The organism is Desulfosporosinus metallidurans, from assembly GCF_001936615.1.
Classification (GTDB): Bacteria; Bacillota; Desulfitobacteriia; order Desulfitobacteriales; family Desulfitobacteriaceae; genus Desulfosporosinus; species Desulfosporosinus metallidurans.
Genome location: NZ_MLBF01000024.1, coordinates 21,740 through 43,122 on the forward strand (window position 1 = coordinate 21,740; position 21,383 = coordinate 43,122).

20 protein-coding genes and 1 pseudogene are annotated in these 21,383 nt (G+C 45.6%); all 21 read right to left on the reverse strand.

Translation table 11 applies throughout. The features are described from left to right. Nucleotides 1-44: 44 nt before the first annotated feature. The 21 genes and pseudogenes from DSOL_RS14670 to DSOL_RS14765 all read right to left on the reverse strand — a co-directional run bounded on the left by DSOL_RS14670 (nucleotide 45) and on the right by DSOL_RS14765 (nucleotide 21,354). A complete protein-coding gene (locus tag DSOL_RS14670) occupies nucleotides 45-782 on the reverse strand; it encodes a 16S rRNA (uracil(1498)-N(3))-methyltransferase (RefSeq protein ID WP_075365576.1) in 738 nt (245 codons plus the stop codon). Next, entirely contained in the window at nucleotides 769-1,710 is a 942-nt protein-coding gene (gene prmA, locus DSOL_RS14675) for a 50S ribosomal protein L11 methyltransferase (RefSeq protein ID WP_075365577.1), read from the reverse strand. Before prmA ends, DSOL_RS14670 begins: the two co-directional genes overlap by 14 nt. Nucleotides 1,711-1,724: 14 nt before the next feature. Then, complete coding sequence (dnaJ, locus tag DSOL_RS14680) at nucleotides 1,725-2,840, reverse strand: molecular chaperone DnaJ (protein ID WP_075365578.1); 1,116 nt, start codon at nucleotides 2,838-2,840, stop codon at nucleotides 1,725-1,727. 268 nt (nucleotides 2,841-3,108) lie between these two features. Further along, nucleotides 3,109-4,944, reverse strand: coding sequence for a molecular chaperone DnaK (gene dnaK / locus DSOL_RS14685; protein ID WP_075365579.1), 1,836 nt, complete (start codon nucleotides 4,942-4,944; stop codon nucleotides 3,109-3,111). A gap of 26 nt (nucleotides 4,945-4,970) precedes the next feature. Beyond that, nucleotides 4,971-5,576: a nucleotide exchange factor GrpE gene (grpE, locus tag DSOL_RS14690; RefSeq protein WP_075365580.1), complete on the reverse strand. Its 606-nt coding sequence runs from the start codon at nucleotides 5,574-5,576 to the stop codon at nucleotides 4,971-4,973. Between the two features lie 127 nt (nucleotides 5,577-5,703). Further along, nucleotides 5,704-6,735, reverse strand: a complete 1,032-nt coding sequence (gene hrcA, locus DSOL_RS14695; protein WP_075365581.1) for a heat-inducible transcriptional repressor HrcA — start codon at nucleotides 6,733-6,735, stop codon at nucleotides 5,704-5,706. A gap of 345 nt (nucleotides 6,736-7,080) precedes the next feature. After that, the gene (locus DSOL_RS27345) at nucleotides 7,081-7,293 is read right to left on the reverse strand and encodes a hypothetical protein (protein WP_139314484.1); all 213 of its coding nucleotides are present in this window, start codon (nucleotides 7,291-7,293) and stop codon (nucleotides 7,081-7,083) included. A gap of 6 nt (nucleotides 7,294-7,299) precedes the next feature. Continuing rightward, nucleotides 7,300-8,457 (reverse strand): radical SAM family heme chaperone HemW, encoded by a 1,158-nt coding sequence (gene hemW / locus DSOL_RS14700; RefSeq protein ID WP_075365610.1) that lies wholly within the window; start codon nucleotides 8,455-8,457, stop codon nucleotides 7,300-7,302. An 82-nt stretch (nucleotides 8,458-8,539) separates the two neighbouring features. Next, complete coding sequence (lepA, locus tag DSOL_RS14705; RefSeq protein WP_075365582.1) at nucleotides 8,540-10,345, reverse strand: translation elongation factor 4; 1,806 nt, start codon at nucleotides 10,343-10,345, stop codon at nucleotides 8,540-8,542. Nucleotides 10,346-10,911: 566 nt separating this feature from the next. Next, nucleotides 10,912-11,361 (reverse strand): GNAT family N-acetyltransferase, encoded by a 450-nt coding sequence (locus DSOL_RS14710; protein WP_075365583.1) that lies wholly within the window; start codon nucleotides 11,359-11,361, stop codon nucleotides 10,912-10,914. A 125-nt stretch (nucleotides 11,362-11,486) separates the two neighbouring features. Beyond that, on the reverse strand, nucleotides 11,487-12,605 hold the full coding sequence (locus DSOL_RS14715; protein WP_075365584.1) for a homocitrate synthase/isopropylmalate synthase family protein: 1,119 nt from the start codon (nucleotides 12,603-12,605) through the stop codon (nucleotides 11,487-11,489). 23 nt (nucleotides 12,606-12,628) lie between these two features. Next, nucleotides 12,629-13,465: a radical SAM protein gene (locus tag DSOL_RS14720; RefSeq protein WP_075365585.1), complete on the reverse strand. Its 837-nt coding sequence runs from the start codon at nucleotides 13,463-13,465 to the stop codon at nucleotides 12,629-12,631. An 80-nt stretch (nucleotides 13,466-13,545) separates the two neighbouring features. Further along, nucleotides 13,546-13,815 carry a 4Fe-4S binding protein gene (locus DSOL_RS14725; protein ID WP_075365586.1) on the reverse strand — a complete coding sequence of 90 codons (270 nt, stop codon included), beginning with the start codon at nucleotides 13,813-13,815 and terminating at the stop codon, nucleotides 13,546-13,548. After that, nucleotides 13,812-14,199, reverse strand: a pseudogene (locus DSOL_RS14730) (NifB/NifX family molybdenum-iron cluster-binding protein). The gene DSOL_RS14725 and the pseudogene DSOL_RS14730 overlap by 4 nt, the downstream one beginning before the upstream one ends. Nucleotides 14,200-14,211: 12 nt before the next feature. After that, nucleotides 14,212-15,501, reverse strand: coding sequence for a nitrogenase iron-molybdenum cofactor biosynthesis protein NifN (nifN, locus tag DSOL_RS14735; RefSeq protein ID WP_075365588.1), 1,290 nt, complete (start codon nucleotides 15,499-15,501; stop codon nucleotides 14,212-14,214). Continuing rightward, entirely contained in the window at nucleotides 15,494-16,861 is a 1,368-nt protein-coding gene (gene nifE / locus DSOL_RS14740; protein ID WP_075365589.1) for a nitrogenase iron-molybdenum cofactor biosynthesis protein NifE, read from the reverse strand. Before nifE ends, nifN begins: the two co-directional genes overlap by 8 nt. 17 nt (nucleotides 16,862-16,878) lie before the next feature. Beyond that, on the reverse strand, nucleotides 16,879-18,306 hold the full coding sequence (gene nifK, locus DSOL_RS14745; protein ID WP_075365611.1) for a nitrogenase molybdenum-iron protein subunit beta: 1,428 nt from the start codon (nucleotides 18,304-18,306) through the stop codon (nucleotides 16,879-16,881). A gap of 14 nt (nucleotides 18,307-18,320) precedes the next feature. Next, complete coding sequence (gene nifD / locus DSOL_RS14750; RefSeq protein WP_083642616.1) at nucleotides 18,321-19,754, reverse strand: nitrogenase molybdenum-iron protein alpha chain; 1,434 nt, start codon at nucleotides 19,752-19,754, stop codon at nucleotides 18,321-18,323. A 38-nt stretch (nucleotides 19,755-19,792) separates the two neighbouring features. Continuing rightward, a complete protein-coding gene (gene nifH, locus DSOL_RS14755) occupies nucleotides 19,793-20,620 on the reverse strand; it encodes a nitrogenase iron protein (RefSeq protein ID WP_075365591.1) in 828 nt (275 codons plus the stop codon). Between the two features lie 30 nt (nucleotides 20,621-20,650). Beyond that, a complete protein-coding gene (locus tag DSOL_RS14760) occupies nucleotides 20,651-21,034 on the reverse strand; it encodes a P-II family nitrogen regulator (protein ID WP_075365592.1) in 384 nt (127 codons plus the stop codon). Nucleotides 21,035-21,036: 2 nt separating this feature from the next. Beyond that, nucleotides 21,037-21,354: a P-II family nitrogen regulator gene (locus DSOL_RS14765; RefSeq protein WP_075365593.1), complete on the reverse strand. Its 318-nt coding sequence runs from the start codon at nucleotides 21,352-21,354 to the stop codon at nucleotides 21,037-21,039. Nucleotides 21,355-21,383 lie beyond the last annotated feature (29 nt).

The following is a 21,383-nucleotide window of genomic DNA, read 5'->3' on the forward strand; positions in this document are numbered from 1 at the left end:
AACGGTTAGTTCGTAACACCGAGCGCTGTGTCACGCAAGTCCCCCTACCCTAAATCCCCATAATGGGCCAAGACCATAGTGAGCGTGGCCAGAGCAGCGGTTTCCGTGCGAAGAATTCGGGGTCCGAGCGAGACACTATGAGCCCCAAGCTTTTCTTGGGCCCATGTCACTTCAGTCTGGTCAAAGCCTCCCTCAGGGCCAATCAGCATGGCAATAGGGCGTTCAGGTTCCATCGTATCAAGTACGGTAGCTAAACGTTGCGTCTTTTCTTCTTCATAGGGAATAAGCCACTGAGTATCTTGGGGCAACTGCTTCGCAAGATCCTTCCAAGCGCAGACCTCAAATATTTGGGGTTCCTGGACCCGATGGGATTGTTTCGCAGCTTCTGCGGAGATTTTTTGCCAGCGGACGACCCGCTCCTGAGCTTTACTGCCCTCAAGCTGCATCACAGACCGTTTTGCTCGCAACGGAATAAGGCCCCTCATGCCTAGTTCCGTCCCCTTCTGGATCACCCATTCCATTTTTTCCCCTTTGGAGAGCCCCGCCACTATATACACAACAGTATGTGCTTCGACGTCCGGATGATCCGTACTCAGTATTCGACAAGTTACGCTTTTGTCCTCGATCTTAAGGATGGCACCCGTGTATTCCCGCCCGGTATTATCAAACCCGACAATTAAATCTCCGGGCGAAAGGCGGAGCACACGGACAAGGTGATCACGTTCTGAATCCTGTAACCAAAAGACTTCTTTGCCGAGCTCTGTGATTTTAAACCGATTCACGTTTAGCCCACCTCGATCGAAATAAAATCCAACCTTCATCTAAGACCCGTTCCACAATTTCGAATCCAGCTTCCTTCAATCCTGCTTCTACGTCTTCCGCTCGATGTTCAATAATTCCTGAGGCGAGGAATTCACCCTCTGGGCGCAGTATGCGCTTCAAATCAGGGAGGAGCATCAAAATAACATCCGCAATAATATTGGCAATCACGACATCCGCCTGTCCCTTGAGCACTGTCCCTAAATCCCCGCGCAAGACCCGGACCTGATCGCCCACATGATTCAGGTCAACATTTTCTTGGGCCACCCTTACCGCGACGGAATCAAGATCCACCGCCTCCACTTCCGCCCCAAGTTTAGCAGCTGCAATTGCCAGAATACCAGAGCCTGTCCCCAAGTCGAACACGGTTTGTCCGGGTTTTATAATATCTTCAAGCGTTCTTAAACACAGCGTAGTGGTGGGATGGGTTCCCGTACCAAAGGCCATGCCGGGGTCGAGTTCTAGGAGGATATCTTCAGCTAAAAGGTCGGCCTGCTCCCAGGTCGGCTTAATCAGAAAATGTCGGCCAATACGAATCGGTTTAAAATAGGCCTTCCACGCTGTTGCCCAATCTTCTTCCTTCAAGGAAACTCCTTTAGTTTGAACAATCCAATTCGGAAAACGCTGGAGCAGGTCACGGATTTCCAACTCAAGCTTCGCCAGTTTGTCGGTCAACTCATCATCTTCCGGAAAGTAACCCTTAACTACAGACGTTCCCGTGAGTTTCACTTCCCCAAAATCATGGTAATCCCACTGCCCCGATTCCGTGTAGTCGCGCAATAGTGCTGGATCTTCCACACTGACACCAGGACAGCCTAACTGATAAAAAAGATCGGCAACAGTTTCTTCTCCTTCAGATGAAACTGTTACCGCCACTTCACGCCAATCCATTGTTTATACTCCTTTTACCCCATCGCATCGCGAAGATTTTCTTTGAACTTTTCAAACAGTGATTTTTTACCCATTTGTTGATGGTCAGGAGTTGCTTCCCCAAATTCACGCAAGAGTTGTTTCTGTTTCTCGTTTAGTTTGGTCGGCGTTGTCAAAATAACCCGCACATGCTGGTCTCCTCGACCACTCCCTCGACGATGCGGTACGCCGTGCCCTTTAAGCCTAAAGATCGTGGCCGTTTGAGTTCCTTCGGGAACTTTCATCTTGACCACCCCATCTAAGGTCGGAACATCAACTTCGGCACCTAGGGTTGCCTGGATGAAGGTGATCGGAATCTCGCAATAAACGTCATTCCCCTCACGTTCAAAGAACTTATGCCGTTTGACCTGTAACACAATATAAAGGTCTCCGGAAGGACCCCCTTTAGCTCCAGCTTCGCCATCTCCACTGAGCCTTAAGTTTAAACCATCCTCAGAACCTTGGGGAATATTAACCTTAATTGTTTTGACCTTGCGAACTTTACCTTTTCCATGGCACGTTGAGCAAGGACTGCTGATCGTGCGCCCTTCCCCTTGACATGTTGGACAGGTGCGAGCCGTTTGAATTTGTCCAAAAGGTGTGCGTTGCAGCACTTTAACTTGCCCACTGCCCTGACATTGAGAACACGTCGTCGGGTGTGTTCCAGGAGCTGCCCCAGAGCCCTGACAATCCGTACAGGTTTCGTCTCGCGGAATCTGAATTTCTTTTTCAACGCCAAAAACTGCTTCTTCAAAGGTTAAGGACATAGCATAGCGTAAATCAGAACCCCGTTGCGGTCCACCACGCCGTTGCCCGCCGCCTCCACCAAAAAACATATCAAAAATGTCACCGAAGCCCCCAGCATCACCAAATCCACCGCCTTGGTTGGGATCTACCCCTGCATGTCCAAATTGGTCATAACGCGCCTTTTTCTCTGGATCGCTCAAAACATCATAGGCTTCCGAAACTTCCTTGAACTTTTCTTCCGCTCCCTTATCCCCTGGGTTTACATCAGGGTGGTATTGACGGGCCAACTTCCGATACGCCTTTTTTATCTCCTGTTCACCAGTTGACCGCTCAACCCCGAGCACCTCATAGTAATCGCGTTTCATTTTTTCCCTCCACACTCCTGCTGACCTTCCGTATCCGTCCGTAATCGAGCCGACGGTTATAACGACTAAAGTTCTATAGTATTATATGATCCTTCGCCATTAAGCACAAGGGAATATCCAAATTAAAGGAATTCTAATTCCTGGCAGTAGCTTACTACTGTATGAAAAACCCAAAAAATGCGGGCACAAAGGTTTTACCACCTTTGCACCCCCAAACTATTATCTCAAATTATCTTAACCCAAACCATACCATTCAAACCACTATCTCTTACTTGTCCTTATCAACCTCAGTGAACTCAGCATCCACCACATCGTCGTCCTTTTTGGCCCCTTCTGCACCAGGTTGTGCCCCAGCGTTCTGTTCTTGAGCCGCTTGTTGCTGATACATTTTTTCGATAAAGGGATGAAGCACCTTGTTCAGAGCCTCGGTCTTAGCATTAATATCCTCAAGATTTTCCGTAGTAGCCGCAGCCTTCAGATCTTCCATGGCTTTTTTGACACTCTCAACTTCGGCAGCATCGCCCTTACCTTCGAAGTCCTTTAAGGTCTTTTCCGTTTGATAGGCCAAGGAATCCGCTTGGTTTTTGGCATCAATCAGCTCTCGGTGTTTCTTGTCTTCCTCGGCGTGGGCTTCGGCGTCTTGCTTCATTTTTTCAATGTCATCTTTAGAAAGACCTGTAGAAGAAGTAATCGTCACTTTTTGTTCATTCCCAGTAGCCACATCTTTCGCTGAAACGTGGACAATACCGTTAGCATCAATATCGAATTTCACTTCGATTTGAGGAATTCCACGTGGTGCTGGAGGAATACCTGTAAGTTGGAATCGTCCCAAGGTCTTGTTATAACTTGCCATTTCACGTTCTCCTTGGAGCACGTGGATGTCGACAGAAGTTTGGTTATCCGCAGCCGTTGAGAAGGTTTGTGATTTAGTGGTCGGAATCGTTGAATTCCGTTCAATAATTCGAGTGAACACTCCACCAAGGGTTTCAATACCTAAAGATAGTGGGGTAACATCCAGCAAGATCATATCTTTTACTTCTCCGCTGAGCACACCCCCTTGGATAGCTGCACCCATGGCAACCACTTCATCCGGGTTAACCCCTTTGTGGGGTTCTTTTCCGCTTAATTTCTTAATAGCTTCTACGACAGATGGAATACGGGTAGATCCGCCCACTAAAATGACCTGATCAATTTGATTCCAAGAAAGTTTCGCATCTTCAATTGCTTGACGTGTGGGGCCAAGTGTCGATTCCACGAGATCTCCAATAACTTCTTCAAATTTGGCGCGAGAAATATTCATGTCTAAATGTTGTGGTCCTTCTTCCGTCATAGTGATGAACGGGAGATTGACATTTGAATTCGTGACCCCTGAAAGCTCGATCTTTGCTTTTTCAGCAGCTTCTTTCAAACGTTGGAGGGCAACTCGGTCTTTGGAGAGATCAGCGCCATGACTTTTCTTGTATTCCGCCACCATATAGTCGATGAGACGTTGGTCAAAATCGTCGCCGCCTAAGTGATTATTCCCACTCGTGGCTTTCACTTCTACCATACCTTGGCTTAGTTCGAGAACGGATACGTCGAACGTACCGCCCCCTAAGTCAAAGACTAATACAGTTTGGTCTTTTTCTTTGTCAAGGCCGTAAGCGAGCGCAGCGGCTGTAGGCTCGTTGATAATCCGCAAAACTTCGAGACCAGCAATAGCTCCAGCATCTTTCGTGGCTTGACGCTGGGCATCCGTGAAATAGGCTGGTACTGTAATAACCGCTTGGGTAACCGTTTGGCCGATATAAGCTTCAGCATCAGTTTTAAGTTTTTGAAGAACCATAGCAGAGATTTCTTGCGGGCTATAAGTCTTGTCGTCAATTTTCACTTTGAAGTCAGAACCCATATGACGTTTAATGGAGCTCACCGTTTTATCCGGATTAGAAACCGATTGACGCTTGGCCACCTGTCCAACTAGGCGCTCCCCAGTTTTCGAAAAACCAACGACTGATGGAGTGGTACGGTTTCCCTCTGCATTAGGGATTACAACCGCTTCCCCGCCTTCCATAACTGCTACGCAAGAATTTGTTGTACCTAAGTCAATACCAATAATTTTACCCATTATAATTTTCCTCCTTTAAATAACAATTAGTTCGATACTTTAACCATACTAGGGCGTAAAACTTTCTCTTTCAGAAAATATCCTTTTTGCAGTTCTTCAACAACTGTATTCTCAGGATGTTCTTCAGAATCTACCCGCAAAACCGCATCATGGAGGTTGGGGTCAAAAGGCTGCCCAACAGCATCCATTGCCTTCAAACCTTCCTTACTAAGTGCAGTTTGCAGTTGTCGGAGAATCATCTCCACTCCTTGGGAAAAGGATGTAAAATCCGGATTGATTTGGGCTGCACTAGCTGCTCGTTCAAAATTGTCCAAAACGGGAAGTAACTCTCCCACAAGGCGTTCTGACGCATATTTAATAATTTCTGTTTTTTCCTTTAATGTTCGTTTTCGATAATTATCGAATTCAGCCTGTAGGCGTAGCAGATGATCGTAATGCTCTTCTGCCTTTGCCTTGGCCTGAGCAAGCTCCGCTTCAAGAGTCAAATTTTTTTCTTCTGGTGTCATTTCCTTATTATCCAAGCTTTCTTCTTCTAGGTTCGACTCTACAGGGTCACTCTCTGGAACCTTACTGTAATCCTTGTCCATCCTTGGCTTTTGGCCTCTGAGAGTTTCTTCTCCCATTCGTGCCATTCACAATCACCTCTCGTACATCAATGAATTTATGATATATATTGAATGAACCTAAAAGGCTCAGTCACCGCGTTTAATCAAGCGTTAAGCGCCGTTGAGAGCAGAGCAACATCACACTATCCCCACGTCACCGCCTTCGTCGCGTCAAAACTTCCGTCAAACTCCGGGTCATAAAGTCGACAATCGCAATAGCTTTGGCATAATCCATACGGGTCGGGCCAAGTACTCCCACAGCACCGATCGTTAGCCCGTTGACCTTGTAGGTCGCAGAAATCACACTACAATCCTGAAATTCCTTCAACGTATTTTCTCCACCGATCGTGACATTTAACCCCTCTTGGTGAGGATGGAGTAGCTTTTTCATGGAGTCATTTTCTTCAAACACTTTGAACAAAGTCTTAACCTTACTTAAATCCCGAAATTCAGGTTGATTCAGCATATTGAGAGTTCCGCCAAGATAGATGCGTTCCTCTTCCTCATGGTCGTCCAAAATTGCGCTTAACATATCCAAGGTATTATCGATCAAATGTCTCTGCCGTGAAAGTTCACTATAGATTTCATGAAGTAAGCTGCGTTTGACTTGACCTAAAGTATGCCCTCGCATTTTCTGGTTAAATACCCCAGCAACCTGTTGAAGTTCTTCAGCCGTGATATCCTCCCCAACATCGATAATATGGTTTTCCACCGCACCGTTTTCCTTCACAATCACCATAATAACTTGGCCCGGTTGATACGGCAGAAAATGCATTTTTCCAAACGTGCTTTTCCCTTTATGAGGACCGAGTACAATACTCGTTAAGTTCGTAAGTTCGGACAATAATCTGCTCGTATGAGAAATCACTTCCTGAATTTCATGGATTCTTTTCGTATTTTCTCGTTCGATGGCTTCCTTTTCCTCTTCATTAAGAGCTTGAGGATCCATCAAACAATCTACAAAATAACGATATCCTGCATCCGAAGGAATTCGCCCCGCGGAAGTATACGGTTGCTCAATAAACCCTAAATCCTCTAAATCAGCCATCTCATTGCGAATCGTCGCAGAAGATACGCCAAGATCAAATTTACGGGCAATCGTTCGTGAACCAATCGGTTCAGCGGTAGCAATATAATCCTGAACAATCGCCCGAAGTATTTTGCGTTTGCGGTCATCCATTTGCATTATGCTTACCGCCTTTCCTATGTTTCTTCATTTTCATTGTGCGATAATGATAACCTTAATTACTTTTAAGCCTTGGTTTCTTGTTGTTAGCACTCTCTATCGATGAGTGCTAACATTTGATGTCTTCACATTACCACTCAACTTTTGCTTTGTCAAGAATCATTTCAGATAAATTATTTAAGGAGTTTTTATTGAAAAAACTCAGACTTATACTTAACTTGCATTGAGACGGTGCACATGAAATCTGCCGTCCTCCCCAACGTCTATCTCCCGTCCTTCCGTCCCTCCGTCCCCCGACCCAAAACCGGGACGCAGTGTGACACGAAGCAGATTAGCAAACTTCCGTTAAAGCGACCGACCCCAGACACGGGGCAGTGCACAAGGTCCCTTCTCGCCATCCTTGGCTACAGGGACATTCGGCCATCCTTGGCCAGCGGATGTGCACTGCCGCCAACTGCGCCAAGAAGGGCGCAGTTGGCGGGAACCCCGCACCCCATAGCCGGGAGCTTGAACGCTTAGTTTGCTCTGCGTCGTAACACCGAGCGCTGTGTCACACAAGTCCCTCTAAACAAACTCTTGTAAAATAGAGTTTGCTATAAACGAATAAGTCGGATTCAAACGAAGATATTCACCCTGAATCACAAATACATCCCGATGGTTATAGCGTTCCAAAACATCTCTATAAATATCCCTAAGATCCCGACCAAAATCATTTCGAAACGAGGTAAGATTCACGCCTTCCTCAAGGCGCAATCCCAAAATCATACGCTCAGCCATACACTCCTGTAGAGACAAGACCTCTAGTCCCTCTTCCTCAAAAGGATCTTGCAAATTTTGCAGGCGGTTTTGATATACCCGCACATCTTCGAAATTTTTCCAACGCACGCGGTTTAAGCAAGACACCCCACCCGGTCCTAACCCCAAATAATCCTCTCCCCGCCAATACCCTAAATTATGCCGACATTCAAAGCCTGGGCGTGCAAAATTCGAAGTTTCATAATGCCTATACCCCGCTTGTTTCAATCGCTCTACAGCCCAATCATGCATCTCAGCTTGCAGATCGTCATCTGGTAGAAGATCAACCTGCGTCCTATCTTTAGCTTTACCTCTATACCGCGCATAGAGCGGGGTGCCATCTTCGAGCATTAATCCATAGAGGGACAAATGCTCAGGCGAGTAAGAAAGGGCTTCCTCTAAGGACGCCTGCCAGGCTCGCATATCTTGTGCCGGAAGTCCAAACATCAAATCCAGATTTATATTATTAAATCCAGCCGTTCTCAATCGCCCAATGGCTTCACGGGCTTGACTGGCGGTATGCATTCGTCCCACAGCCCTTAACAACCTGTCATCGAAGGTCTGAACCCCGAGAGAAAAACGGTTAATACCGTAGCGCCGCAAACTATCCAATTTTGATGCTGTCAGAGTTCCGGGATTTCCTTCCACTGTGTTCTCCGCCCCTGGGTTCAAGCGAAAATACCGCTGAATCATTTCCAACAAGCATTCTAAGTCACTATCCCTTAACGCCGTCGGTGTTCCACCCCCGATAAAAAGAGAAGACACCCCTTCAGGGGCATCTTTTTGTCGTTTCACCATTTCAAGTTCTAGGCCCTTAAAATACCCGACCATAGGATCCTGATGTGAATTAATAAGGGGTAGGGAATAAAACGCACAATAGTCACATTTCTTGACACAAAAGGGGACGTGTATATATAAGGAAGGCATACGTTTGGGGGCACGATGCATCGCGCCTCTGTCCATCGTTGTGCCTCTGTCCAACATCATGCCTTTATCCATCATCGTGCCCCTAATCCTCAATCTTCAATACTGCCATAAAAGCATCCTGCGGTATTTCCACGTTACCTACTTGCTTCATGCGCTTTTTCCCTGCTTTTTGCTTCTCGAGAAGTTTGCGTTTGCGGGAAATATCTCCCCCATAACATTTGGACAAAACGTCTTTCCGCATAGCCCGAACGGTCTCACGGGCAATAACTCTATTTCCAATCACGGACTGAATCGGGATCTCAAACATTTGCCGTGGAATAATTCCTTGAAGTTTTTCCACAAGTTTTTTACCCCGATTATAGGATTTAGCTCGATGTACGATGAACGAAAGCGCATCCACCATTTCTCCATTTAATAGCACATCTATCTTGACCAAATCCGTTTCTTTATAACCGGAAAGTTCATAATCCAAAGACGCATACCCTTTAGTCCGGGATTTCAACTGATCGAAGTAATCGAAGACGATTTCACTGAGGGGGAGTTCATAGATCAATTTAACCCGATTCTTAGACACATAGTCCATGTTAAAATATGTTCCGCGCTTCTCCTGATTAAGTTCCATAATCGTCCCAACATACTCTGAAGGAACCAGAATTGTTGCCTTAACCATCGGCTCTTCTATACTAGCGATTTGATCAATGGGCGGAAGATTTGAAGGATTATCAATGTCGTTGACTTCGCCCTTTAAAGTGTGAACTTTATAAATTACGCTCGGCGCTGTGGTAATCAAATTTAAGTCATATTCCCGTTCCAATCGTTCCTGAATAATTTCCATGTGGAGTAATCCTAGGAAGCCGCAACGATAACCAAACCCCAGTGCAACAGAGGTTTCTGGTTCAAAAACTAAACTTGCATCATTAAGGTGGAGTTTTTCTAAAGAATCGCGCAACCGATTATAATCGCTAGCTTCGACAGGGTAAAGTCCGCAAAACACCATCGGCGTAGACTTTCTGTACCCAGGGAGGGGTTCAGCGGCAGGACTTTCCGCATCCGTGATCGTATCCCCGACCTGAGTGTCTTTAACATTCTTAATACTAGCAGCAATAAATCCAACTTGACCTGCTTTAAGTTCCTCGACAATACTCATGGCCGGAGCAAACACGCCCACTTCCGTCACTTCGAAGACCTTTCCGGAGGACATCATTTTCATCTTCGTCCCTTTAGAAACACTTCCCTCTACAATCCGGACGTAGGAAATGGCACCTTTATACGCATCAAATTTGGAGTCGAAAATCAACGCCTTTAAGGGTGCTTGGTCTTCTCCTTTTGGAGCCGGAACCGTCGTCACAATCCTTTCGAGAATCTCCTCAATTCCGATTCCCGACTTAGCAGAAGCAAGAATAGCTTCACTAGCATCCAAGCCAATCACATCTTCAATTTCTTGCTGAACACGCTCTGGCTCCGCACTGGGAAGATCTATTTTATTGATCACTGGAATAATCTCAAGGTTATTTTCCAATGCAAGATAAACATTGGCCAAGGTCTGTGCCTCAATCCCTTGAACCGCATCGACAACAAGCAATGCCCCTTCACAAGCAGCTAAACTACGGGATACTTCATACGTAAAGTCCACATGACCCGGCGTATCTATCAGGTTCAGTTCATAAACTTCTCCGTCTTTAGCCTTATAACTTAATCGCACAGCCTGTAGTTTAATGGTAATCCCGCGCTCGCGCTCCAGATCCATGGAATCAAGCACTTGTTCTTCCATTTCTCTTTTGCTCAAGGCCCCGGTATATTCGATCAGTCGATCAGCTAATGTTGATTTCCCGTGATCGATATGCGCAATAATAGAAAAATTTCGGATACGTTGCGAAGCCTGTGCCAAGGTCTTCCCCCTCATTTCTGTAATTCAAAGAATAACTAATTCTGTTAACTTAGAAAACATGACATTCTAATCAGTAATTATATCAGATTTAGAGTGAACTTCGCAAGAATCGTGAAATTAGCTTCCTGATAGTTTACCTTTTATATAAATATTGGAACGCAGGAAGGGACGATTCTTCTCGCGCACAAGTCAGTATTAAAGTCAAGAACCGTCTCCCACTTGCACGCAGACGGTGCACATGAAATGTGCCGTCCTCCCCAAACGATCCTTGTCCCCGTTCTCCGACCCAAACCAGGGAAGCATGAGAACCGTCCCTTCGCTTCCGTCAGCAGCTTAGCAAACTTCCGTTAAAGCGACCGACCCCAGACACGGGGCAGTGCACAAGGTCCCTTCTCGCCATCCTTGGCTACAGGGACACTTGGCCATCCATGGCCGGCGGAGGTGCACTGCTGCCAACTGCGCCAAGGAGGGCGCATTTGGCGGGAACCCCGCGCCCCAAAGCCGGGAGCTTGAACGGTTAGTTTGCTCTGCGTCGTAACACCGAGCGCTGTGTCACACAAGTCCAGCTACTTTTTGTGCAAACATATTAGCTGGGTATGCTTCCAATTCATCTTTTTGTAGAAATCCAATGCCAGTGTGTTGTTCCGATCAGCTAATAATTGTAAGCGCCTTACGCCTCGTGCAATCGCCCAACTTTCAATGGATAATAACAATGCTTTTCCTATGCCTTGCCCTCTATAGGCGTCTTCGACTACCAAATCTTCGATTAATGCAACCATTCCGCCCTCGGCAGTGGAAACCAAAATCTGTGCCGTGCACATTCCTACAATTTGCTGATTTAACTCCGCTACCATTATGCACCGTTCAGTGTAATTGCATAGCATCATTTCCAGACCACTTTGTTGAGTTGACTCATCGACTTCAAAATCAGTTTCTATGGAAAACAAAATTCTAAGCAGCCTAATCATACAGCTAATGTCAGGGTAGTTAGCCCTTCTAATACAATAATTCAACATCTGACCTGTCACCCTCCTACCACCCGTAACGAACGTTCTAAATAATTTTCAAGCCTAAACGCCAAAAACCTTCTTACAAGCAGAGCAAATGCTTAAAGAAGGTTTTTGGCGTTTCTTTTTTTGATCTAACATGCGCTAACCACGATTCCCATGATATCTTCTTCCTCCAGGGGCCTTTTAAGCAGATGGGTTTGACGTAATATTTTTAATATAAGTTCATCGATCCTGTCTTGATCAAATTCAATTCCTTTTGCTTTCATTAGCCGCAAAATCGTCTTACGACCGGAGTATTTGCCAAAGGACGTTGAATGCTTCCTTCCTACACTTTCGGGTGGATAGGTTTGATAGTTCGCAAGATCTTTCTTAATTCCGTCAATGTGAATAGAGGAAGTATGGGTAAAAACGTCTCCACCTATAATAGGTTTTGCACGAGGGATTTTACGATTCGTTGCCAAGCTTACCATTAAGCCAATTGAATTTAAACGTTTCAAGTCAAGTCGCACCTCCTGATTAAGAGTATATTTGAGCGCAACAGCTACCTCTTCGAGCGGAGCATTACCGGCCCTTTCGCCTAATCCTCCGACCGTTACACTTAAGGCTTTAAAGCCCGCTTGAACCGCTGCGAGAGAATTAGCCGTTGCCATTCCTAAATCATTATGGGCATGAAATTCCAAGGGGATACCAGATATCTTCACTAAGTCTTGCAGAGTAAAGAAAACTTTAAGAGGTTCAAGGATTCCCAGAGTATCTGCAAAACGTATCCGGTCAACTCCTAACTTCTGAGCCTCGGCTAATACCTCTGCGAGAAAGGTAGAATCTGCTCTACTGGCATCTTCAAGACCAAGAACAATATAGCCAACTTCTTTTTTAGCATTAAGGATACATTGTCCCATTTGATCAAGAACCCAGGCACGGTCTTTTCTCAATTTGTTCTTGATTTGTTGGTCCGAGGTGGGAATAGAAATGGCAACTCCCTCGATCCCTGTTAGGTAACTAGCCTGGAGATCGGATAGAACGGCGCGATTCCAAGTAATGAGACGAACTGGTAAATGTAGAGCGGCCAACTGTGAAATTGTTTTGATTTCTCCTTCACCCATAGCAGGCACTCCCACTTCCAGCTCATCAATCCCTGCTTCCGCCAAAGCCCTAGCGATCATTTCCTTTTCTGGTAAGCCAAATGCTACACCAGGAGCTTGCTCACCATCTCTTAAGGTTGTATCACATAACAAAACCCGTTGCTCCATCTCAACTAACTCCTTTTCCAACATTAGACCAAGCCAATAGCATCTGCACGGCATTGTTGACAGTGTTGCATTTGGGGAAGAATTCCGCCAATATTGCTACGGCTATTTGTTAGCAGTTCTTTAGTCGGAGCCTTGATATGAGCGAGTTTTCCTTGGGGAATCAAAGGCATTATGTTGTGAATGTGTGCACCCCTTTTTTTAATTTCTAACCCCAAGCTATATAAAAGCTGGTCGTTGATATTAGGAATAAGCACAGTATTAACCTTTACCGTCATTCCGGCCTTGGAAGCCAACTCAATCCCCTCTAGTTGATTGTTAATCAAGACCCTTGCCGCATCAGGACCGATCAAAGTTTTCCCTTCCCAGCGAACGTAACTGTAAATTTTGGCACCAACTTGCTCATCGAGGGTATTAAGGGTAACTGTAACGTGAGAGACCCCAATATCCACTAATTCATCCATTTTCTCTGGCAACAGTAGGCCATTGCTGCTTAAACAAAGGATCATCTCTGGAAAGTTCCTTTTTACCCCTCTCAGGGTTTCAAACGTTGCACTGTTTGCCAAAGGTTCTCCAGGACCCGCAATTCCTACAACGGTTAGTTTGGATCCAATTGAGGATGATTTAGCCTTCATCACTGTTTGAAGCGCCTCTTCTACCGTTTGCACCTTACTCGTTACTCCCGGACGGGATTCATTGGCACAATCGAATTTGCGCACACAATAATTACAAGAAATGTTACACCCGGGCGCTACAGCCAAGTGTATCCGTCCGGTATTACCATGCCCTTTTGTCGAAAAACAGGGATGGCCAAGATTCAGGTTTGGAGTATTCATATTTCCTTGCGTACATTCTTTATGCATCTTAAATCCCTCCAATCGTTCATTTTATTCGTTTATCCATTCGAACCTCGTGTTTCGAACTTCGCACCTCGCACCTCGCCTTATGCTGATTTTTCCTTAAACGTATAACAGTGACGCACGCAGATGCTGCCGCAAGACTGGCAACCGATACATTGATCTTTATTGGCAATTTTTGCTATGTGACGTTCTGTCCCCTCATCATCCTCGAAACTTTCCAGACCTAAGCACTTTTGCACACATAATTTCACACATCGCCCACATCCAAGGCACTTGCTAGTGTCAATCTCTTCAACAAATAAAGGAGTCCAAGGTAATCCACCAAATGTTTTGTAAATCAGTCCTTCACTCATTTTCCATCCTCCCTCCTCACTACGTCACCCAATTTCTTTTTTAACCATGGCGGGAGTTTTTTTGGAAAGCAGCAGTTTGTTCAGTTTATTAAGTTCATCGATGATAAGCGTACCTTCAGGTACTTTCAAAGGATGAATGCCACTTTGAACTAAACGTGCTGCCGCGGGACCGCCAATCTGGGTGCAATAGACGATGGCGCACTCTTTGAGCAAATTTATCCGGGCATCAACTTTATCAACGGACTCACCAATATCTTCCGCAGCAAGAGATGTATGGATAATGCCTTGCTTATCCCCAGTAAACTTATACATTTCAAACGCAGGGGCGGAGGCAAAATGTGAGTCAATCGTTTTTCCGTCGCCACTGGCAAAGGCTACAAGCATACCTGTTCACTCCTAACCTACTGAATTTAATGTATCAAAGAAAAATTGTTGAGTACCTTCATAGCCAATCCAGTGTTTTTGTGGATAGCCTGCACGGTCAAAGACTGGCAATCCTGCTCTTAAATGCGGGAGTTTTAGCAACCCTGCAGCTTGGCGACCGTTCGAATTGGCAATAATTAACGTACTCTTACCTGCTCGTTCCTCAAGTGTTTCCAGATCACCCACTTCGATAGGGATAGGTAGGGACAGTTTGTGGATACCAGCTTGGGATGCCGCCAAGGCTACAGAAAGCTCAGCACCCACCTCAACTAAGCAGGAGGCTAGACTATACAGCAGATCCATCTCCAAGGCTATGGCAATCTTTAGACCGCCAAGTTGGTCGTGAAAGTCGGCTAGCGTATCCAGCAATCGACTTCTTTGCCGGAGCAGCTTCTCCGGTATCGACTTACCCGATATCTTAGCCAGAGTTAAAATGAACGTATCTGTTGCTGCGAGCCCTGTTAAGGAAGGAAAGTTGAAATGAGGGATTTCATGCGTTTGCTTGAGTATTTCTCCCGCTTTTTCCATACTTAGTCCAAACGATAAACAAGCACTGCATTTTGCCAAACGCTGAAAATCTTCGAGTAACGTTCCTCCCTGAACTACCGGGGCAGCTTCCAGCTCGGCATGCCCATCCAGAGAAATTGAAAGATCAGGAATTGTAATAGGCCTAAATCCGAATTCCATAACGATCTCTTTTAGCTCATCTACATCGCCTGGGGTTAAATGACAACCAGGCAGCAACACGACAGAAGGGGCTTCCTCAGAATAAGCTTGTTCAAATGTATTGGTTGAATGGCCGGCCAACGTCGTAAGCAGAGCCTCTACCGTCCGCTGATAACCTTCTTGCATTGAACCGATATAGTCCGGCGTACTTGCCAATACAACAGGCATATCGTTTAAATCCGGTCTTTCTGAGCGAAGGCTGGACAGTGCGCTCACCATGTCGTCTCCAAAGGTTTCGGTTAAACCTGTACTCATCACTCCTATGATTTGCGGCTTATATTTATCAGCTGCCACAGCAATTCCTTTTTTAAGATGTTCCCAGCCGCCAAAAATGACCGAGTCTTCTAATAACGCTGTTGAATTAAGGGGAATTGGTTCCTTATAGTGCCTGGAAAGCTGTAACCGAATGAACGAGGAACACCCCTGAGAACCATGGAGTAAGGCTAAAAGTCCATTGACGCCGAGGTAGGCAAGAGTCGCCCCTAGAGCAGGGCTATTTTTCTGCGGGTTTCCCTCATAATGTCTCGTTTTAGTCATCTTGTTCACCCTCCTTCGGGGGAAATTCCCGTCTTAAAAGCCCCCAAACAGGACTAAGCAGCGTACGCGTTAAAGTCTCTGCAAACGTAACCATCCCCTGATAACCGGCATAAGGTAGTTTACGACCGTGGTTAATATCTAAAAAGGGTGTTCTTGTTTTATGGGCTAGATATTTCGTTTTTCCTCCGGCGACGATAAGATCCGGTTTTTTCTCCGCAATAATCTTGAGAAAGCCTGCGGAACTTGTGTCTTCGATGATTTGGGCTGAAGGATCCATCAGTTCTTTCATGCGCTGGAAATCCTCCGGTGTGGAGTTTTGAGTTCCTCCAGCTAAAATATTGATCCCTAATTCAGCCAAGGTAGACACCATAGACCAGGTTTTAACACCGCCCGTAAACAAGATGGCCTGTTTATTCTCAAGTAACTTTTTGTATCCTGCAATGATTTTTCGTGTCTCGTCTTCCTTCATTTGAACATAGACTAAGGTTCTCTCCAACAAATCAGGATCACCCAGTGCTTTGGCGATATTGATCAACGTTTCAGAGGTGTCATGAATCCCGTAAAACGACCCCTCCATAAAAGGTATCCCATAGCGTATTTCCATTTTCCTGACTAAATTGGTTAGACTTTTGGAACAGATAAGCACATTAAGGCTTGCCCTGTGGGCTGAACGCAAGTCATCGAATTTGGCATCCCCGGTAATGGCCGTTTGAAGTGTGATCCCTAGGTTTTTTAAGTCTGGTATAACACCCCAAAGATCTCCGGCGATGTTATACTCCCCGATTAGGTTAATGGCTAGGGGAATTTTCTCGTCAGAACCCTCCCCGGTACCTATAACCCGCTCAAATAAGACTTCCCCTGCAATACGATTGCCAATATTTTTGTCCCCCAAAAATCCTGGGCAATTGACGGGAATCACCCGAATCGTCAGTTCTGCTTCCGCTTCTTTGCAAACCTTGTCGACGTCATCTCCTATAAGTGAGGAGACACAGGTTGCGTAGACAAAAATTGCTTTTGGATTATGTCTGACAGCAATTTCCATGATCGACTCTTTCAGCTTGTTCTCTCCGCCATAGATTACATCATTTTCCATGATGTCTGTGGTCAGTCCCCGTCGGAACAGCTGGGAACCGGAGGAGCGAGCTCCTCGGTTATCCCAAGAGTTTCCAGCACAGGCAATCGGTCCATGAACAAGGTGAGCAGCGTCCGTAATGGGCATGAGCACAACTCGTGCCCCGTCATAAGCGCAACTTCGCTCTGCGCCTTCGCCGGGCAGGGCCTTCATGCATAATTTAGGCGAACCGGCATCTGACATGCACTGTTTATCTTTGAGATCCAGCTTTGTAAGATTGGTGAACACAAAGACCCCTCCATTCTTTAACGCATCATTTCAAAGTATGTGTCTGTGGAAGTCCTATCTTTCTCCTCCAAAAACGTATTCACGATCATGGTGATTAAATTAATAACACCGGAATAGCCAATGATTGGATAACGGTGGAGATTCACCCGATCCGTGATGGGGAACCCTACTCTGACAAGCGGAATGTTGGCGTCACGTGCAGCCCACTTACCATGGGAGTCGCCGATTAACATATCCACTGGTTCCGTAACCAAGAGGGATCTCAGGTGCCAAAGGTCTTTGCCGGCATAAAGTGTGGCTCCTTGACCATAAGGATTTGACGCCAGCAAACTTTCCATGGCTTTCTTAAATAACGGGGTGGAATTTGTGCAAACGATATGAACTGGTTCTCCTCCCATTTCAAGCAGAAATGAGACGACTCCTATCAGAACATCCGGGTCACCAAACAGTGCAAATTTCTTGCCATGAATATATTGATGGGCATCCGTCATGGCATCGATGGAACGTCCCCGTTCAAGGGTAATTTCCTCTGGTACCTCTTTCCCCGTGAATTTGGCAACGGATTCTATGAATTTGTCCGTGCCCGCAATCCCGATGGGCATGGAAATCGCTTCGACCGGAACTTCCTTACTGGCCAGATATTTACGGGTTGTCGGAGTCGAGTAAGTCTGTAGGCATAAGAAACTTGCAGCGTTTAGAGCATCGTTCATTTCTGTAATGGGTGTCCCCCCAGGGTACAATTCGTAGGTGCCCAAATTAGGAGCATCCAGAACATCACTCTGGTCAGGTAAAAGGGTATAAGGCGTATCCATAACTTTAAGAAGTCGTTTATATTCACGAAGATTCGCGGTATAAGTGTCAAAACCCGGGACAACATAAAGTCGGTCGTTGATTTTATCCGCCTGTCTAGGCGTGGCTAAACACTCGATGAGACCTTTGAGCATAGTGTCATACCCTGTTATATGAGACCCCTTAAAGCTCGGGGTGTTAGCCAAGGCAACCGGAAGATCTTGGGGAATCGCCTCTTGTTCTTTTGCATTACCTAAATAAGCCTTGATATCGTCCCCAATGACTTCAGCCATACAGCTCGTGAACATAGCGATCACTTTGGGGCTATAAAGTGCATTAGCATTCTTCAAACCTTCAATAAGATTAGACTGTCCGCCGAATACCGCAGAATCCTCAGTCATAGAATCAGATACTGCTGCGACAGGTTCCCTGTAATGGCGGGATAAGGTACTGCGAAAATAGGCAGCGCATCCTTGAGAACCATGAACAAACGGGAGGCTTCCTTCAATTCCTAAGGCACAAAACAAGGCGCCAAGGGGTTGGCAAGCTTTGGCAGGATTGATGACCAACTTTTCACGGGCAAAATTCTTATCTCGGTATTCTTGAGTATTTAGCCACTCTTTTGTTACCTTAGTACAAGTATCCATGTGCGACATCCTTTCTGCCCAATTTATTTTGTCCAAGGGGCTTTGATTGATTTCCAAGTCGGGCTGTTAATGGCCATATCCATATCCTTAGCAAAAATCGGGAATCCTTCGTATCCGTGGTAAGGGCCCGAATAGTCCCAAGAATGCATTTGACGGAAGGGAAGACCCATTTTCTCAAAGACATACTTTTCTTTGATCCCCGATCCCACTAAATCAGGTTTTAGCTTCTTTACGAACTCTTCGAGCTCTAAAGCTGTCACATCGTCATAAATCAACGTTCCCTCTTTTAAGGCAGGAATGGTTTTCTCGTAATCCTCATTGTGAGCAAATTCGTAACCCGTTCCGATAACCTCCATGCCCAAATCTTCATAAGCTCCCACAATATGCCTCGGGCGAAGGCCTCCTACATAAAGCATAACGGTTTTTCCATCTAAACGTGGACGATATTTCTCGATCACTTTTTGCATCTGTGGTTCATATTTCTCGATCACTTTTAAGGCTTTCTCCATGATGCTTTCATCAAATTGAGCTGCTATTTTAAGAATTGACTCCTTAATTTTAGTCGGTCCGAAAAAGTTGAATTCCATCCAGGGGGTTCCATAAGTTTCTTCCATATGTTTAGCAATGTAATTCATACTTCTGAAACAGTGGATTAAATTAATCTTGACAAGATGTCCGTTCTGCAACATTTCCATCGTGGAGTCGCCCGTCCAAATATTGACAACCTTTAAACCCATTTCTTCCAGAATTTTTTTACTGGCCCAAGCATCTCCGCCAATATTATAATCGCCGATAATTCCGATATCGTACGGTCCAATTTCTCTAGCTGGACCTTTACCTAAAAGATGATCCCGAATAGCATCATTAGCAATATGATGGCCAAGGGACTGGCTTATTCCCCTAAACCCTTCACATCGAACCGGAATGACTGGAAGTTCAAGTTTTTCACTCATGCGGCGAGCGACACTTTCAATGTCATCTCCAATCAGTCCGACAGGGCACTCCGAAAGAACAGAAACTCCTTTGGCATTCGGGAAAAGATCAACAACCTCGTGGATGATTTTCTCCAGCTTTTTGTCCCCACCGTAAATGATATCGCTTTCCTGGAAGTCCGAGGTGAATAAAAAAGGTACAAAGTTGTCAACGCCGATTTCGCCTTCTGCTAAATTCCGGCGATTACCCCAAGAATAATAACCACACCCGACGGGTCCATGGGAAATATGCACGACATCCTTGACCGGACCCCAAACAACCCCTTTAGCCCCTGCGTAGGCACATCCCCGTGCGGTCATGATACCAGGGACTGTTTTCGCATTGGATTTAACTGCGCAACTTGCACACTCACTATCTTTGACCGCAATATGTTGTCTCCGATTCTTTTTGGCCTTTTCTGGATAAATCTCCAAAACGTCTTCCACGACTTGTTTCCGGAAATCTACTATCTCTTTTGTGCTCATAACGCTGTCCTCCCTCATATCTCAATGGCTGATCGACATTACATATCCAGAATCCCGAATTCCATCATTAAATCTTCCAAGGCATCCATGGAAAGCGGAGTCGGGATGGTCATCATGGTGTTATTCTCAATTTTTTTGGCCAAGGCTCGATACTCATCTGCCTGTTTATGGGTTGAGTTATATTCAATAACGGTCATTTTACGCACTTCAGCGCGTTGCACCTCATTATCCCGAGGCATAAAGTGAATCATTTGAGTATTTAAGGATTTGGCCAAGGCCTCGATTAATTCGTTTTCTTTATCTGTTTGACGACTGTTACAGATCAAGCCCCCTAGACGAACAGTCCCAGTTTGCGCGTACTTTAAAATTCCTTTTGAAATATTGTTGGCTGCATACATAGCCATCATTTCACCAGAAGTTACAATATAAATTTCCTTAGCTTTATTTTCACGAATCGGCATTGCAAACCCACCGCAAACCACATCACCTAAAACATCGTAGAAGACATAATCCGTATCTGCTGTATACGCCCCGTTTTCTTCTAAAAAGTTGATAGCTGTAATAACCCCTCTACCAGCACACCCGACCCCCGGTTCTGGACCCCCAGACTCTGCACAACGAACGTTCAAATACCCTTCGACCAGAACCTCATCCAGCTCTAAATCTTCAACGGTCCCTCTTTCGCGGGCCAAGTCCATGACGGTCGTTTGCGCCTTACTGTGCAGAATCAAGCGAGTGGAGTCTGCTTTAGGGTCACAGCCTACAATAGTAACTTTTCTCCCCATTTCAGCCAGAGCTACGACCGTATTTTGGGTTGTCGTTGATTTTCCAATACCGCCTTTGCCATAAATTGCGATTTGCCTCATGTCAATACATCTCCTCTATATCAAATAAATCTAAATAACAGCTTCTTTTCCGGTTTCCCCGGTGCGAACGCGAACAACCTCTTTTAAGGGTATTACAAAGATTTTACCATCGCCCATGTGCCCGGTCTGATTAGCTTTAATAATCACATCGACCACTTCTTCAACTTGATCATCCTGCACCACAATCGTTAACAACCGTTTAGGTATCCAATTAAATTTAGTATCATCAGCTAGTTCTACACTCATGACGGCATTCAATTCCGGGTCAACTTCAGCGGCCCATCCTCCGATTCCGCCTTGTTTCCCGCGACCCTCAACACTTTGAATCGTCAGAGCAGGATAACCTGCGTCCTCAAAAGCCTTCTTTGTGTCAGGTACTTTGTGGCGTCGAATAAAAGTCATTATTTCCTTCATTTCTACAACCCCTTTGTCCCTTTACTCACGGTGTACGCTTCTTCGACTTCGGTCACAAAGATCTTGCCATCGCCCATAGTTCCAGTTTTGGCACTTTCGAGAATTACCGAAATAGCTTCATCCAGCTTTTCATCTTCAATAACCAAAAGAAGCAGTGTCTTAGGAAACTCATCATAAACTACGTCACCGATCCGAATACCCTTTGTCCTACCGCGACCAAAGACATGCATTTTTGTCAGCGATGGCATTCCTGCTTGTGCTAAGGCCTCAGCCACGATCTCCGTTTTATCTGGCCTTACAATTGCTCTAATCATTTTCATATAGTTCATCCTCCTTCAATTTTGGGTCA

Coding starts and splice junctions, on each gene's coding strand:
- grpE (WP_075365580.1), bottom strand. CDS start 5,576: ATGGCACGAATGGGAGAAGAAACTCTCAGAGGCCAAAAGCCAAGGATG.
- nifK (WP_075365611.1), bottom strand. CDS start 18,306: ATGTCGCACATGGATACTTGTACTAAGGTAACAAAAGAGTGGCTAAAT.
- dnaJ (WP_075365578.1), bottom strand. CDS start 2,840: ATGAAACGCGATTACTATGAGGTGCTCGGGGTTGAGCGGTCAACTGGT.
- DSOL_RS14765 (WP_075365593.1), bottom strand. CDS start 21,354: ATGAAAATGATTAGAGCAATTGTAAGGCCAGATAAAACGGAGATCGTG.
- prmA (WP_075365577.1), bottom strand. CDS start 1,710: ATGGATTGGCGTGAAGTGGCGGTAACAGTTTCATCTGAAGGAGAAGAA.
- hrcA (WP_075365581.1), bottom strand. CDS start 6,735: ATGCAAATGGATGACCGCAAACGCAAAATACTTCGGGCGATTGTTCAG.
- hemW (WP_075365610.1), bottom strand. CDS start 8,457: ATGCCTTCCTTATATATACACGTCCCCTTTTGTGTCAAGAAATGTGAC.
- dnaK (WP_075365579.1), bottom strand. CDS start 4,944: ATGGGTAAAATTATTGGTATTGACTTAGGTACAACAAATTCTTGCGTA.
- DSOL_RS14725 (WP_075365586.1), bottom strand. CDS start 13,815: ATGAGTGAAGGACTGATTTACAAAACATTTGGTGGATTACCTTGGACT.
- nifN (WP_075365588.1), bottom strand. CDS start 15,501: ATGACTAAAACGAGACATTATGAGGGAAACCCGCAGAAAAATAGCCCT.
- nifD (WP_083642616.1), bottom strand. CDS start 19,754: ATGAGCACAAAAGAGATAGTAGATTTCCGGAAACAAGTCGTGGAAGAC.
- DSOL_RS14710 (WP_075365583.1), bottom strand. CDS start 11,361: ATGTTGAATTATTGTATTAGAAGGGCTAACTACCCTGACATTAGCTGT.
- nifH (WP_075365591.1), bottom strand. CDS start 20,620: ATGAGGCAAATCGCAATTTATGGCAAAGGCGGTATTGGAAAATCAACG.
- DSOL_RS14760 (WP_075365592.1), bottom strand. CDS start 21,034: ATGAAGGAAATAATGACTTTTATTCGACGCCACAAAGTACCTGACACA.
- DSOL_RS14715 (WP_075365584.1), bottom strand. CDS start 12,605: ATGGAGCAACGGGTTTTGTTATGTGATACAACCTTAAGAGATGGTGAG.
- DSOL_RS14720 (WP_075365585.1), bottom strand. CDS start 13,465: ATGCATAAAGAATGTACGCAAGGAAATATGAATACTCCAAACCTGAAT.